Source organism: Prauserella marina, assembly GCF_002240355.1.
Lineage (GTDB): Bacteria > Actinomycetota > Actinomycetes > Mycobacteriales > Pseudonocardiaceae > Prauserella_A > Prauserella_A marina.
Genome location: NZ_CP016353.1, coordinates 2,621,443 through 2,636,146, shown reverse-complemented (window position 1 = coordinate 2,636,146; position 14,704 = coordinate 2,621,443). Strand labels below are relative to the sequence as shown.

The 14,704-nt window shown below is 67.8% G+C and carries 13 protein-coding genes; 3 read left to right on the top strand and 10 right to left on the bottom strand.

Translation table 11 applies throughout. The features are described from left to right. Window positions 1-22 precede the first annotated feature (22 nt). Window positions 23-676, bottom strand: coding sequence for a GNAT family N-acetyltransferase (locus BAY61_RS12255; protein WP_245866027.1), 654 nt, complete (start codon window positions 674-676; stop codon window positions 23-25). Between the two features lie 136 nt (window positions 677-812). Here BAY61_RS12255 and BAY61_RS12250 point away from each other — a divergent pair, with 136 nt between their 5' ends. Further along, window positions 813-1,214, top strand: coding sequence for a nitroreductase/quinone reductase family protein (locus tag BAY61_RS12250; RefSeq protein WP_091797180.1), 402 nt, complete (start codon window positions 813-815; stop codon window positions 1,212-1,214). 49 nt (window positions 1,215-1,263) lie between these two features. On the opposite strand, the gene BAY61_RS12245 is transcribed toward BAY61_RS12250, so the two are convergent. The 7 genes from BAY61_RS12245 to BAY61_RS12215 are packed head-to-tail and all read right to left on the bottom strand — an operon-like array spanning window position 1,264 to window position 11,195. Next, the gene (locus BAY61_RS12245) at window positions 1,264-1,962 is read right to left on the bottom strand and encodes a hypothetical protein (RefSeq protein ID WP_143021319.1); all 699 of its coding nucleotides are present in this window, start codon (window positions 1,960-1,962) and stop codon (window positions 1,264-1,266) included. After that, entirely contained in the window at window positions 1,962-5,573 is a 3,612-nt protein-coding gene (locus BAY61_RS12240) for a ThuA domain-containing protein (protein WP_091797177.1), read from the bottom strand. The genes BAY61_RS12245 and BAY61_RS12240 overlap by 1 nt, the downstream gene beginning before the upstream one ends. Window positions 5,574-5,629: 56 nt before the next feature. Beyond that, window positions 5,630-6,487 (bottom strand): sugar phosphate isomerase/epimerase family protein, encoded by an 858-nt coding sequence (locus BAY61_RS12235; protein WP_091797175.1) that lies wholly within the window; start codon window positions 6,485-6,487, stop codon window positions 5,630-5,632. Beyond that, window positions 6,484-7,659 (bottom strand): substrate-binding domain-containing protein, encoded by a 1,176-nt coding sequence (locus BAY61_RS12230; RefSeq protein ID WP_091797173.1) that lies wholly within the window; start codon window positions 7,657-7,659, stop codon window positions 6,484-6,486. Before BAY61_RS12230 ends, BAY61_RS12235 begins: the two co-directional genes overlap by 4 nt. Beyond that, window positions 7,656-8,645: an ABC transporter permease gene (locus tag BAY61_RS12225; protein ID WP_091797171.1), complete on the bottom strand. Its 990-nt coding sequence runs from the start codon at window positions 8,643-8,645 to the stop codon at window positions 7,656-7,658. The genes BAY61_RS12230 and BAY61_RS12225 overlap by 4 nt, the downstream gene beginning before the upstream one ends. Then, on the bottom strand, window positions 8,642-9,637 hold the full coding sequence (locus BAY61_RS12220) for an ABC transporter permease (protein ID WP_091797170.1): 996 nt from the start codon (window positions 9,635-9,637) through the stop codon (window positions 8,642-8,644). Before BAY61_RS12220 ends, BAY61_RS12225 begins: the two co-directional genes overlap by 4 nt. A 43-nt stretch (window positions 9,638-9,680) precedes the next feature. Beyond that, window positions 9,681-11,195, bottom strand: coding sequence for a sugar ABC transporter ATP-binding protein (locus BAY61_RS12215; RefSeq protein ID WP_091797168.1), 1,515 nt, complete (start codon window positions 11,193-11,195; stop codon window positions 9,681-9,683). Between the two features lie 192 nt (window positions 11,196-11,387). Here BAY61_RS12215 and BAY61_RS12210 point away from each other — a divergent pair, with 192 nt between their 5' ends. Then, window positions 11,388-12,476: an NAD(P)/FAD-dependent oxidoreductase gene (locus tag BAY61_RS12210; RefSeq protein WP_091797166.1), complete on the top strand. Its 1,089-nt coding sequence runs from the start codon at window positions 11,388-11,390 to the stop codon at window positions 12,474-12,476. A 9-nt stretch (window positions 12,477-12,485) separates the two neighbouring features. On the opposite strand, the gene BAY61_RS12205 is transcribed toward BAY61_RS12210, so the two are convergent. Continuing rightward, complete coding sequence (locus BAY61_RS12205; protein ID WP_091797164.1) at window positions 12,486-12,953, bottom strand: MarR family winged helix-turn-helix transcriptional regulator; 468 nt, start codon at window positions 12,951-12,953, stop codon at window positions 12,486-12,488. Between the two features lie 100 nt (window positions 12,954-13,053). Here BAY61_RS12205 and BAY61_RS12200 point away from each other — a divergent pair, with 100 nt between their 5' ends. Then, window positions 13,054-13,566 carry a GNAT family N-acetyltransferase gene (locus tag BAY61_RS12200; RefSeq protein WP_091797163.1) on the top strand — a complete coding sequence of 171 codons (513 nt, stop codon included), beginning with the start codon at window positions 13,054-13,056 and terminating at the stop codon, window positions 13,564-13,566. Here the strand turns inward: BAY61_RS12200 and BAY61_RS12195 are convergent. Continuing rightward, a complete protein-coding gene (locus BAY61_RS12195; protein WP_091797161.1) occupies window positions 13,560-14,537 on the bottom strand; it encodes a glycoside hydrolase family 113 protein in 978 nt (325 codons plus the stop codon). The genes BAY61_RS12200 and BAY61_RS12195 overlap by 7 nt on opposite strands. Window positions 14,538-14,704 lie beyond the last annotated feature (167 nt).

Sequence of the window (14,704 nt, the reverse complement as noted above, 5' to 3'; positions counted from 1 at the left end):
CCCACACGAAAACTTGGCGCCGCTAGGTATCCCAGTGCCGTCCCCTGCGCGGCCGCCAGTGCCGTCCGCGCTCGCCCGCGCCTGGGGTGGCCGAGATCGCGTTCGGGTGGCGAGCGGCGAATTCGGGGGCGCTGATCGCCATGCGCACCACGTACCGCACACCGTCGCGCGACAGTTCGGTGTCGCGCACCCTGCCCTCCTCGCGGAAACCGAGCGCGCCATGCAGCGACAGCGACGCGATGTTGCCGCCGTAGATGCTGACCTCGCAGGTGCGGTAGCCACGCTCCCAGAACATGACGGCGAGCAGGACGGTGATGGCGTCGCTCGCGTATCCGCAGCGCCGGTGTGGCGCGCCGATGCCGATCCCGTAGCTGAACCGGTGCGAGCGCGGGTCGGCCTGGATACTGGACACCGAGCCGACCAGCATGCCGCCGCGCAGGGTCTCGATGGCGAACTGGGCGTCCCCTGAGTCTCCCGCGCCTGCTCTGTGCGCGGCCCAGTGCCGGTAGCCACCGGCAAGGGTGGCCTCGCCGCGTGCCTCCCTGTCGAAGCAGGCCAGCGTGCGGTGGTCGGCGGGGGTGACGTCCCGCAACCACACCTTCCGCCCTGCCCTGAGCGGCGGGGACACGGGGACACGGCGCCCCGCGCGTGCGGAGCGTGGGAGCTGCATCGTCATCGGCGAGCACCCTATCGCGCCGCCCGATCCCGGCCTCCGGGAGCGGGCCTGGACGCGTGAGAGCACCTCGACCTGCGGAGATCCACTAACGTGGGTGCTACCGGGATCACCGTCGAGTACGAGACCGAGGACGCACATGTCACGCAGGCAGGACATACAGCGCAAAGTCGTCACCACTTTTCAGCGCACCGTCGCCAACAGGGTGGCCCGGAGGTTGCCCGGCCAGACCCTGCTGGAGACGACGGGCCGGAAGTCGGGACTTCCGCGCACGACGCCCATCGGCGGCCGTCGCGTCGGCGACGAGTTCTGGTTCGTTTCCGAGTACGGCACCGAGTCGCAGTACGTGCGCAACATCCAGGCACAACCCAGGGTGCGGGTCCGGCTGCGCGGCCGGTGGTTCACCGGAACGGCGCACCTGCTCGCCGACGACGACGCCCGTGCCCGCCTCGCGACCCTTCCCACCGCCAACAGCGCGGTGGTGCGGGCTTTCGGGACAGGGCTCACCACGATCAGGGTCGATCTCGACGCTCGGGACTGAATCACGAAGGGGCGGGGCGGCACCCTCACGATGCCGCCCCGCCCTTTCGTCAGCCCCCGTGTGGATCGGAGCCGTCGAGGAACACGTGCACGTGCCCGATCCCCGCCGCGACCCCTGCCACGTCGAGCTGGGTGGCCGCCACCGACCAGGCCGCTGTCGCGTCGCCGCGCACCGCCCCTGCCAGCGACCTCAGCCGCTCGGCCGCCGGGCCCTCCGCCTCCAGTGATTCGGCGTAGACCTCGACGGCCCGCTCGGTCGCGGTGACCGCTCCGGCGAGGCCCGCCCTGGCGAGGTTGACCTCCGTGCCGGCGGAGGGCCGCTCTTCAAGCGGCTCGGCGGCGACGCGCACCGCCTGCCGCCACCTGGCGACGTCGGCGGCCGGGTCACCGCTGTGGGACCCCTCGGAACCGGTGGCGTGGTCCAGTTCGGCCAGTACCGGCGCGATCTGTCCCCTCGCCTGCTCAGCCGTCGTGACCAGTTTCCTCGTCAGGTCGGCGTCGCGCTCTTTCTCCTGCTGCCGCAGCTCGGCGATCCGCTCCTCGGTCCCCGACGAGCCCGCGGCGGCGGCCGGCTCATCGGGGGCTGTTCCCAGCAATCGGGGCATCACCAGGATTCCCGCGACGAGCACGACACCGACGGCGACCGAGACGAGGGCACGGGGCCGGAGCCGCAACGGGCGAACCCGTTGCGGCGCCGGCCGGTGCGCGGAGCGGCCCGGCAACCGCCCTCGCGTCTTGGCGGGTCCCATCAGCCGCGCCACTGCTCGATCAGCGCGTTGGCGTCCCGGACCAGCACTGCTTGCACCTCCTTGTCGGCCACCTTCCGTTTGGCCGTCTCCGCGAAAACGGAAAGGAGCTGGGCTCCGGTCCTCGGCTGCCCCCACCGGTACAACAGCTCGGCGGTGTCGAGCGAGGCCCGCAGGGCGATGGCGACCGGCTTCTTGATGTCCCCTTCACCCGTGAAGCCGGCGATGAGGGCGCGCAGGTCGGCCGTCGAGGTGGTCACGGTGAAGGTCAGCGTCTTCTCCGTGGTGTTGCCCGCCTCGTCGGCCGCGGTGATCACCAGTTCGTGCTCACCGAGATCGAGCGTGTGCAAGGCGAGCACCGCGCCGTTGTCCACTTCCTTCCCGTCGAGGGTCGCCGCCGATGAGGCGACGCCGCTGCCCTCGTCGGTGGCCTCCCAGCCGACGGTGAGCTTCTTCGAGTCACCGTAGGACGCGCCGTCCTCCACACCGGACACCGCGATCGCCGGTCCTTCGGAGTCGGGCTGGCCGGCGACCCCTTCACCGACGAAGGTCAGCGAGTCGAGGTCGTAGGGTCCGGCCATGTCGCCTCGGAACACGACGAACAATTCGTTCGTCCCTCCCGGGTCGGTGATCGCCGCCTCCGGAAGCGAGACGTAGTTGTCCCAGCCACCCGTACTCGGCACCTCGACGTTCGCCACGAGAGGGCCGTCGACGGAGCCTGACCGCAGTTCGATGGCCCCGCCTCTGCCGTCGGGCGCCGACACGCGCAGCGAAACGGCGTCCATGCCGGAGAAGTTCACCGGGGTGAACGAGATCCAGTCACCGTCGTCGATGTCGCCGATCCGCTTGCCGTTCTCCGCGCCCTCCTGCGAGACGATCCTGATGCCGGAGGATCCGGTGAAGTACTCGGCCTGCTTGTGCTTGGGCTGCAACAGAACCGTGTCCCTGCCGGTCAGCGCGGGAACGCCGTCGGAACCGTGGTCGGTGTAGCTCGCGTCGACCGAATAGTAGATGTTCGCCCCGGCGTGACCATCGTCCACAATGGTCTCCAGAGTGCCTTCGCACGCGTTGATCGGGTCGAGCGGGTGAGCGTGCGAATCGTGCCCGAGCGCGGGCTGCACGACGACCTCGGAGCAGTCGATCTCCCCGTCCTCCGGATCGGTCACCGTGACATCGAACGGCACCTGGTCACCGAAGTCGAAGAAACCACCGTGCACAGGTATCGCGAGATCCACCGTCGGTGCCGTGTTGCCGACCGTCACCGTCACGTTGGTGACGCCCGCCTTCCCGGTCTCGTCGGTCACCGTCAGCTGGACGTTGTACTGCCCCTTGGTCTCGTAGGTGTGCACCGGGTTCGGCTCCGTCGAGCTCGCCCCGTCACCGAAGTCCCACGAGTAGGTCACGTTCGTGCCCTCGGGATCATGCGAGCCCTCACTGGAGAAGGTGACCTCAAGCGGCGACTGACCCGACGACGGCGTCGCGGTGGCCTCGGCGACCGGCCTGCGGTTGCCCTGCGTGTGCTCGATGCGGTAGAGCCCGGAGTCCGGGTTGTCCCTTCCGTAGCCACCGCCCCATTCCAGCAGGTACATCGCGCCGTCGGGACCAAAGCGCATGTCCATCGGCGCCAGGGTTTCCTGGCTCGTCAGCCACGGGTCGATGTCCAGCAGCGAACCCTGGTCGTCGAGCGAGAACGTGTAGATCTTGTTCCTCGCCCACTCGTAGAAGAACGCCTTGCCGTCGTAGTACTCGGGGAACTTGACCTCCGATTCGAGGTCGGGGTCGAACCGGTAGACCGGTCCCGCCATCGGCGCGGAGCCACCGGTTCCCATCTCGGGGAACTCGGCCGATTCACCGTAGCCGTACCACACGTCCGCCTCCTGCGAAGGTGGCAGCTCGGTGAGTCCCGTGTTGTTCGGCGATTCGTTGACGGGGTTGGCGCAGTCGAACTTCTCCCCCGAGGTCTGGGTTGCGAAGTCGTAGTCGTTGTAGGCGATGTTGTCGCCGATGCAGTACGGCCAGCCGTAGTTGCCCGGTTCCCTGATGATGTTCCACTCGACCTTGCCGTCGGGTCCTCTGTCCGGGTTGGCCGTGCTGGAATCGGGACCGTAGTCCGCGGCGTAGACCGTGCCGTCGGTGTCGACGGTGAACCGGAACGCGTTGCGGAAGCCCATGGCGTAGATCTCGGGCCTCGTCAGCTCCGTTCCCTCGGCGAAGAGGTTGCCGTCCGGAATGGAGTAACCGCCTTCGGCCTCCGGGTGGATCCGGAGGATCTTGCCCCTCAGGTCGTTGGTGTTGGCCGAGGTCTTCTGCGCGTCGAACAGGTCCCTTCCCTCCCGCTCGTCGATCGGGGTGTACCCGCTCGACTCGAAGGGGTTGGTGTCGTCGCCGACGCCGAGGTAGAGGTTGCCGCCGGGCCCGAAGGTCAGGTAGCCGCCGGTATGCCCCGGCTCGGACCGTCGGGAAGCGGGGATGTCGATGACCTTCGATTCGGTCGCGGCGTCGATGGTGGTGCCCTCCACCGTGAACCGAGACACCCGGTTGATTTCCTCGCTGCCTGGCGGCGAGTAGTACAGGTAGATCCAGCCGTTGTCGGCGAAGGCGGGATCGAAGGTCAGCCCGACGAGCCCGTCCTCACCGCCGGAATACACCGGGAGGTCCAGCGCCGTCGTCACCGCGCCCGTCTCCGGGTCGTAGACCCTGACCTGGCCGAGGATTTCGGTGTAGAAGACCTTGCCGTCCGGCGTGATGTCCATCGCCGTCGGCGCGCTCGTGTTGGTGTCGAGTCCGACCTTCTCGAACGCACTGTCCACCGTGGCCGCGCAGTCGGATGGCACGGCACCGGCCGCGGTACGCACACCGCCGAGCAGGTGCTGGACGAACTCGGGCTCGCTGTAGGACTCGGTGGGGTGCCCCATCGCGGTGGCCCACACCTTTGCCGTTCCGACGTCGCGGCACCAGGAAATGGGGTGGTCGGCTCCCATCGCGTCCGGTCCGGGATCGTAGGTGGCCTCGTCGGCGTTGACGAGCACGTGGGCTTTGCCCCGCATGCTCTGGTCGAAGTTGTACCACTCCTCCGCGCGTTCCCAGCGCCGCGGCAGTCCCGATGTCGAGGCGTGCTGGTTGTCGGTGACGTAGGCGGTTCCCGGAAGGACACCCGGCGAGTGCGACGGCATGTGCGCGCCCGCGTTGACGAGGTCGTCCCACCACGGGAACTCGTTCTCGATGCCCATGTCGGTGGCGTTGTGGATCGCGGCGATTCCGCCACCGTTTTCCACATAGGACTGTATGGCCGCGCGTTGCGCGTCGTTCTCCCACACCATGCCCGACGTCTGGAACATGATCACGACGTCGTATTCGGCGAGCGTCGCCTCGTCGAACACCGCGGAGTCCTCGGTGTGCTCGATGGTGAAATTGTTGTCGGCTGCCAGTTGCTCGAAAAGGGCGACACCGGCGGGGATGGAGTCGTGCCGGTAGCCAGCTGTCTTGGTGAACAACAATGCGTTGAACTCGGGTTCCTGCGCCTGCGCAGTGACGGCGGGGGCGACCCCGGCCGCGACGAGCGCGCCCAGCATGACGGCGCCTAACCGTGGCAAGAACCTCGTGCGTCTGCTCATGGGTTCCTCACGTATAGGAAGCGAATGCGGTCACGGCGTGCCGGCGCCGTCCAGCGTCACGAGCGCGCTATCACCTCCCGCAGAAACGCCAGCCCTTCGAAGGCGAGCGCGTCCTGGCTTGCCGCCAGCGGACGCCAGATCGAGGCCGCCGTGGCGATGCTCCGGTTGTGCGCCGTGAACGATTCGATGCACAGTGGACCGTCGTAGCCCGCCATTTCGAGCGCGGCGAGCAGCGCGGGCCAGTCGAAGTGATCCTTGCCAGGTGTGCCCCTGTCGTTGCCGCACACCTGGACGTGCGCGATCCGCCCGCGCGCCGACGCGATCGCCTTTGGGACATCGGTTTCCTCGATGTTCTGGTGATACACGTCGAGCGCGACCCCGCACGCCGGGAGCCCTTCGATGGCGGCCAGCGTCTGTCCCACCGTGTTGAGCAGGCTCGTCTCGTACCGGTTCAACGGCTCGACGCCGAGCACGACGCCCGCTTGCCTCGCGTGGTCGAGTACGGGCGCGAGATTGTCCCGCAGCTCACCGACAGTGCTTTCCCGCTCGGCCTCGGTCATGCGCCACGTCCTGCCAACCGACGAATACGCCGGTCCGCACAGCGCCGGAGCGCCGACGGTCGCCGCGATGTCGACGCAGGAGCGCAGGTAGTCCTTTGTCGAGGCGATCGTCGCCGCGTCGGCATTCACCAGTTCTCTGCCAGGCGGCATCACCAGCGCCACCGCCGCGCTAAGCCCCAGATCGGACAACAGGGCCGCCGCGGCTTCCGGTTTCCAGTCGCCCAGATTCTCGACCGGCAACTCCAGAACGTCGAATCCCGCTTTCGCCGTCTTGTGCGCGAGTTCCGCCAGCGTGCCGTCGTCGAGCGGCGATGCCCACACCCACGTGTTCACGCCGATCGCGTGCGCGCTCATTGCCAGCGCTGAGGGTAGCCGGGCATCTCCTGGCAGCCGCAGAGACCGTAGTGCAGCGGCGGCATCCCGGCGGTCAGGTAATTGTCCAAGGTGGACGAATCGATGACCGGTTGCGGAAGGATCCACTCCTTCGGGACCTCCTCACCACGCAGGATCTTCAGCGCCGCGATGACGGGCGTGCGCCACTGGTAGGTCGGATAGGTCGGGGCGAGCGCGGTCAGTCCCTCGTCCTTCCATTTCTGCAGGAACTGCTGCTGGTCCTCACCAGAGATGGCCGGAGGTTCCATACCCGCGTCCTCGAACGCCTCCAGTACCGCGACCGCCGCCGTGCCGTCGTCCATCCAGATGCCGTCGATCTGTCCTTCGCGCTGGAGGTAGTCCGACACGATACTCTTGGCTGTCGCGCTGTCGTTCTCGGTGAACTCGGCCCCGACGACCTGGACGCCGCGCTCGTCGAAGACGCGATCGGCCGCGGCCCAGCGGTGTTCGAGCACGTCGACGCCAGGCAGCACCCGCAGGCCGAGCACCTTGCCCCCCTCACCGACCTCGTCGGAAAGGAACTCGGCCGCGCTGGCTCCGAACGCGTAGCCGCCGATGGGATGGATGAACGTGACGGGGCATTCGGTGTTGACCCCTCGGTCGAACACGACGACGGGGATACCGCTGTCGCACGCGGCTTCGACGGCGGGCGTGAGCGTGGCCGTCGTGTTGGGCGACACGATCAGCGCGTCGCAGCCCTGCGACACGAGCGAGGCCATGTCGCTGATCTGCTTGTCGTCCTTGGCTTCCGCGTCAAGAACGGTGAACTGGGCGATGTCGTCGTGCAGGTCGGCTTCGGCCTGCATCGTCTTGAATCCGACCTGCCGCCACGGGTTGTCCACGGAGGCGTTAGAGAAGCACACCTGGTATGGTCCGTCCTTTTTGTACTGGGACGTGTCGACCATCTCCGGTTCGAGTGCCTGTTCCCACGGCCGGTCTTCCGGCCCGGTCGGCGTCGCGTCGCGCAGCGCGAGCTGGCGATCGTACTCGGCCTTGTCGAAGAACTGGGACTGTGCCGAGCTTTCTCCTTGAGCCTGGGACTGGGCGGCCCCGGGCTCGGTGGGCAGGTCGCTTGAGCACGCCGCAAGTACCAGCGCGCTCGCGGCCAGCACGACCGTGCAAGCCCTTTTCATGTGGACCTCCTTGTCCGGAAGGAAATTCGGCCAGCCGCGGCGTAGGCCACGGCGGCGATGATGATCACGCCTTGCACTGCCGATTCGAGACCGCCCGCGACGCCGAGCAGGTTGAGCAGCGAGAACAACGCTTCGAGGGTGAGCGCCCCCGCCATGGCCGCGACGACGGAACCACGACCACCACCGAGTACGACACCGCCGAGCACGACAGCGGTGATGACCCGGAATTCGAGGCCGTCGCCGACCTGAGCCGACACGCCCGCGAAGCCGCCGAGCAGGATCGCCGCGATGGCGGCGGAAACACCGGAGAGCACGAAGGCGAGCGTGCGAAGGCGTTCGACCTTGCCGCCACCGAGCCGGACCGAGGTCTCGTTGTCGCCGATAGCGACGAGCATCCGGCCCGTTCCCCTTCGCATGAACACCACGGCGGCGACGACCAGTGCCGCGAGCACCAGCACCGACCACGGGAGCTGGCCGAGCAGGGGAACCTCGAACCCTTCCCTCCCGACCACCCGGAACGCCTCCGTCAGCGCACCGCGCGGAGATCCCCCTGTCCACAGGAACACGGCACCGTCGAGCACGAGCAGCATGCCCAGCGTCACGATGAAAGAGGGCACCAGCAACCGGGTGGTGATCAACCCGTTCACTAGCCCCACCAGCGCGCCCGTGCACAGCAACAGCGGGATGACCCACAGAGTCGCCGCCTCGTCGCCGTCGAGCAGCCGTGCCGCGATCACCACCTCGGCGGTGACCAGCGACCCGACCGAAAGATCGAAACCGCCGCTGACGATGACGAAATACTGACCGATCGCGAGGATCATCAACGGAGCCGCGCGTTTGAGCAGCGCGAGGTACCCCGAGGGTTCACTGTAGGCCGGGCCGACGAACGCGAGAGCGATCAGCAGCACGGCCAGCACCGCGAGCACCGGGCCCGTCCCGTCGGCGAGCTTGATCCGCCGCGATGTCGTGGTCGTCGCCTCGCTCATCTGTGCAACCCCCTTCGCCTCGCGTAGAGCGCGACCGCGATGATCAGCACCGCACCGCGCACGACGTCCTTGAAGAAAGGAGTCACGCCGAGGTCGTCGAAGATCGTGTCGAGGGTGGCGAGGATCAGTACGCCGCCGATGGTTCCCGCGACTCCGCCCCTTCCACCGGCGAGCAGCGTTCCGCCGAGCACGACGGCCGCGATCGATTCGAGGTCGTAGCCCGCGTCGACACCGACCCACGGGGCGCCGGAGCCGAGCCTGCTGGCCAGGAACAGTCCGGCGAGTCCCGCCGCGACCGCGCACAGTACGTGGACCTTGATGATCGTGCGGTCGGTGCGAATTCCGGAGAACCTGGCGACTTCCTCGTCGCCGCCGACGGAATACACGTGGTAGCCGCCCTTGGTCCGGGTCAGGTACCACCACGCGGCGGCGGCGAGCGCGAGCATCAGCAGCGCGGAGACCGGGACGGGGCCGATCCGGTCGTAGCCGAGGTGCTGGAACGCGCGCGGCACGTCACCGGCGGGTCCGGTGTAGACGCTTTCCAGGTATCCCCTGATGATGAGCGCCATGCCGAGGGTCGCGATGAACGCGTTGACCTTCAGCTTGGTGATCACGAGCCCGTTGACGAGACCGATCGCCGCCGCGCAGGCGAGTGTGAGCAGCACGGCAGGCAGGATCATGTTCGGGTCGCCCGCCATCGTCTCGGCACCGATCAGCGAACACAGGCCGATGAGGTAGGCGACGGAGAGATCGAGCTTGCCGGTCAGGATCACCATCGTCTGTCCGATGGCGACGAGACCCAGCGCCGTGCTGCGGGTCAGGATGTTGAGAATTCCGCCCTGGTCGAGCAGAACTCCACCCTGGATCCCGACAAGCACACTGCCCACGACAAGCAACAGCACGAGCGCGAGGTACACCATCGCGGTCGGCTGGAGCACGGTGGCGAGTCGCTTGCGGGCGCGCGGGGGCGCGATGGTGGAACCTGGCGCCATCACAGGGCTCCCGCCGTGATCGCGCGTGCCGGGACGCGGCCGCTCATGCCGCCTCCGCCGTCGAGTGACCGGTGGCCAGTGACATCACGGTCTCCTCGGCGGGGCCTGCCGGAAGCTCGCCCGCGATCCGGCCCTCGTGCATGACGAGAACGCGATCGCTCATCCCGATCAGCTCGGGTAGTTCGGACGAGATCATCAGGATCGCCACACCACCGCGAGCCAGTCCGCGCAGCAGGTCGTACACGGCTTTCTTCGCGCCGACGTCGATGCCCCGCGTCGGCTCGTCGACGACGAGCACCTTCGGTTCGACGGCGAGCCACTTCGCCAGCACCACTTTCTGCTGGTTGCCCCCTGAGAGGTACCTGACCTCCTGGTCGGGGCCCCGCGAAACAAGAGTCACCGACCGCAACAACCCCGTGAGATCGAGCGCGCCGAGCCCGCGCGCGCGGCCAAACGAGGCCCGCCGCACGAGCAAGGTGTTGTCCCGCACCGACTGCCGCAGCGCCAGCCCCTCGCCCTTGCGGTCCTCGGTGACGAAGGCGATCCCTCTTCTGATGGCCGCCCTTGGCGAACCGATCACCCGCCGCTCGCCGTCGATCTCGACCGAGCCGGTAGTGAACGGATCGACACCGGCGATGGCCCTCGCCACCGCCGAGCGGCCCGCGCCCTGCAGCCCGGCGAGACCGACGATCTCACCGGCGCGCACGTCGAGGTCGATGCCGGAAAGGCGCGCGTTGCCGCCCTCCCGCACGGTCAGCCGTACGGCGCCGCGCTCGCTTTCCGTTGCCAGCTCGGGAAAGAGGGCATCGAGTGGTCTGCCGACCATGTGCCGGACGAGCTGGTCGGCGGTGAGTTCCCTCGTCGGCAGCGAGGTGACCAGCTCGCCGTCCTTGAGCACCGTGATGCGCTGGCTGAGGTCGAAGACTTCGCGTAGCCGGTGGGAGACGTAGAGGATCGCGATTCCCCGCTCGCGCAACCGGTTCACCAGCCCGTACAACAGTTCGACCTCGTGGTCGGCCAGCGCGGCGGTCGGTTCGTCCATCGCGAGCACGCGAGCGTCGGTGGACAGCGCCTTGACGATCTCGACCACCTGTCGCTGCGCGACGGGCAGGCGGCGCACCGCGGTACGAGGAGAGATCCCCCGCTCCCCCAGTCCGTCGAGCAGGTCGGCCGTCGCGGACTCCATGCGCTTGCGGTCGACATGGCCCCTTCGCACCGGTTCGCGGCCGAGGTAGACGTTCTCGGCGACGCTGCGGTCGCCGAGTAGGTTGAATTCCTGGTGGACGATCGAGATCCCGGCGGCCTGCGCTTGTCTCGGCGAGGCGAACGAGACGGCGTGCCCAGCCAGCTCGACGGTTCCCGCGTCGGCCTTGTGCACCCCCGCGAGGATCTTCATCAGGGTCGACTTGCCCGCACCGTTCTCGCCGACCAGCGCGTGCACCTCCCCGGCACGCAGTTCAAGGTCGACATCCCGGAGCACCGGGTTGCCGAGGAACTGCTTGCCGATGCCGAGCATCCGCACCGTGGGCGCCTCATCGGTGAGGCCCATCACACTCATGCGCCTCACCGTAGCGGAACTTATGCGCAAATCAAACAGAAGTTTGGATCAATACGGCGAAATGACGTTTGCGCTAGGCCGAACGGCGCCCGGCGCCCAGGCTGTCTCCCATCTCGAAACCCTTTGAAGTTCGTAGTGCGAACTAGTACGGTTCGTACTACGAACCAAATTCGATCGCGGAAGAGAGACGACATGAAGGGCACCGTCGCGGTCATCGGCGGAGGCTACGGGGGCGCGGCCGCAGCCAAGGCACTTGACGAGCACGCACACGTGGTGTTGATCGATCCGAAGGACACGTTCGTACACTCGGCCGGTTCCCTGCGCGCACTGGTCGAACCACGCTGGGCGGACAACATCTTCCTGCCCTACGACACGCTGCTCGCCAACGGAACCGTGATTCACGACCGAGCGGCGAGGGTCGATCCCGGTGGCGTCACACTGGCATCCGGCGAACGCGTCGAAGCCGATTTCCTTGTCGTGGCAACGGGGTCAAGCTATCCATTCCCGGCCAAAATGGACACCGATGTCGCAGGCGACGCGCTGGCGAGGCTGCGCGCGACGCATGCCGAACTCGCCACGGCAGACCGGGTTCTGCTCGTGGGAGCCGGTCCAGTCGGCCTCGAACTGGCAGGCGAGGTCAAGGCGGTATGGCCTGGCAAAAGCGTCACCATCGTCGACCCGGCTACCGAACTGCTTCCCGGGTTTCTGCCGGAGCTGCGTGAGGAGCTGGAACGCCAGCTGGCCGGCCTGGGGATCGACCTGCGCATGGGAACGAAGCTGCTCGAACGCCCGAGTGTGCCACCGGCTACGGCGAAGACCTTTGCCGCAGCCACCAGCGAGGGCGAATTGTGGGCCGACATCTGGTTCCGCTGCCACGGAGTGCGGCCCAACAACGATTTTCTCGGCGGGCAGCTCGCCGCCGCACGCACCCCACAGGGGCAGCTCGCGGTCACCGGCACGCTGAACGTCACCGGTTTCGGCAACGTCTACGCACTCGGTGACATCACCGATGTCGCTGAACCCAAGATGGCCGCCGGAGCCATGGCACACGCCGAGGTGATCGCGGAGAACATCGCGGCCACCATCCACGGCGAACGGCCCCGCGCGCACTACCGTCCCGACGAGACGAGGTCGATCCTGCTGCCACTCGGTCCACACGGCGGGGTCGGCCAGATCCCCTCGGAGAACGGCGCGGCCCTGCTCCCCGCCGAAACGGTGCGCGAGTACAAGGGAAAGGACCTGCTCGTCGACCGGTTCCGGGAACTGTTCGGCGTTTCCTGAGCCGGGGGCTCACTGCCCGGTGCGTTCGTCCAGCTCCATGAACACCATCGGTACCTTGTTGGCGGCGACGATCCTGGAGAGCAGGTCGGCGAGCGTACCGCGCTCCGCCACGGTCAGCTCCGCAGGAAGGAGTTCGACCCGCGCGCAGGTCGCGGCATAGAACTCCTCGGCGAGCGCCGAACCCTTCGCGGTGAGCGCGACCCTGACCGCCCTGCGATCATCCGGATCCTGTTCCCTCTCGACGAGGCCGCGGTGGGCGGTGCGGTCGACGAGTCCGGAAAGGCTGGACTTGGCGAGGCCGAGTACCTCGCCGAGTTCGCCCATCCCGTATGGGCGGGACATCAGCACGCACAGCAACTGTCCCTGCTGTGCCGTCAATCCATACTCCCTCGCCGACTCCGCGTACACGGCGTTCAACAGAAAGGAGGAACGCACCAACGCGGTGACGACACTCGTCCGCTCAGCGCTCTGGCCCATGGCAGCGACAATACGCACACCTCACCGTCTCGGCCGGACAGTGGACGAGGCCGCGGTAATCCGTTGCCGCCGCCGCCTTCCTTACGGCAGGGTTTGCGTCATGCTTGAACTACGCACCGTGACATCGGACGACTGGCCGGTCTGGCGGGAACTACGACTGGCGGCCCTCGCGGAGGCGCCTTACGCGTTCGGGTCGACGCTCGCGCAGTGGCAAGGAGCGGGCGACCGCGAGGACCGCTGGCGCGCCCGGATGGAGATTCCGGGCGCGCACAACGTCGTCGCGATGGTCGACGGACTTCCGGCGGGAATGGTCAGCGGCATCCCCGCCGATGACGCGGAGGACAGCGTCGAGCTGATCTCGATGTGGGTGAGTCCCGTGGTCAGAGGCAAAGGAGTCGGCGACCGCCTGATCCGGGAGGTCGAGCGGTGGGCAGCGGAGCGGGCGGCCACATCTCTGCGGCTGTCCGTGATGCCGGACAACGTCAGGGCCACCGCGCTCTACGAGCGCCACGGATTCACCGACACGGGAATGCCGGGTGACCTCCTGCCCGACGGCACGGGCAGAGAGAAGGTCTTGGCCAAAGCGCTGACGAACTACCAGGTGACTCACTGACTCGTGCGCCGGTAGCGGGAGGCGACCTCGTCGAAGGCGGCCTTCCGCTCCCAGCGCGGCTCGCCACCCGGCAGTGTCTTCACCACCCCGAAACCCGCCATGTCGAGATCCCATCGCGGATCCGGATCGTGGGGGAAATCCGGCATCGCGAAGGTGAACACGAAGCAGCCGTGCACCCCGGTTTCGCCGTAGAGCCGGATGAGTTCGCCGAGATAACGGGCCTGGACTCGCTCGTCTCGGACATGACCGTCGCGCACGCGGGGGCGTGAGCCGAACCAGTTGACGATCAGGAAAGCGCCCGCGCCGCGCAGGTTGCCACCGACGTGTGCCCCACAGCCGAATTCCGTGATCACGACCGGCTTTCCCGCCGCCGTGTCCACAAGCGAGCGCACCCGGTCCGGATAGCCGGGGTCGTCGCCGAAGCGGTACAGGTTGACGCCGACGATGTCCACAGTAGACCAGTCGACATGTTCCCAGTGGGCCGCGGAATAGGTCACCGGGCCACCGAACTCACGGCGGGCGACCGCGGTAAGGCCCCTGACCAGGACGCCGACCTTGCGGGTGATGCGCCGCCGGAACAACCAGCCACAGCGCAGGATGAGCTGGAGCCGCAGAAAAACACCCGCGCCGGGAACGACACCGCGCGACGTGAGCGAGAACTCGTTGCCGATGTGGAAGGTCACCCGTCCCGGATACCGGTCGCGCAAGCGTTCGGCCTCCTTCGCGGCCGCGCGCACGTGCGCCACCAGTTCCGAGGGGCCCGCCTCAACCGGTTCGGGCCGGATGTGCACGTCCAGTCCGGCCGCGAGGGCGTCCTCCGCGGCTTCGGCCAGCGCATCCAGGCCGGCTCCGGTGAGTAGTACCGCGGTGCAGTGCAGTTGGTCGCGAATCACCCGCAGATCCGCGCGGACGGCTTCCCTCCCGACCTCGTCGACGTGGTAGGAGATCCCCTTGACCTTGACGGTGTTCACGCGCCCGACCGTACCGGCCGCGCGCCGGGGCCCCCTCCGCCGACTCACGGCGCCGGGAACGGCGGCGATAACGAAACAGGCACACCACGTAATGCGCGGGCAGCGAAAACGGATGCATTGGATAGCCCCATGAAAGAGGACATATCACCCATGACTCAGCCATCCGA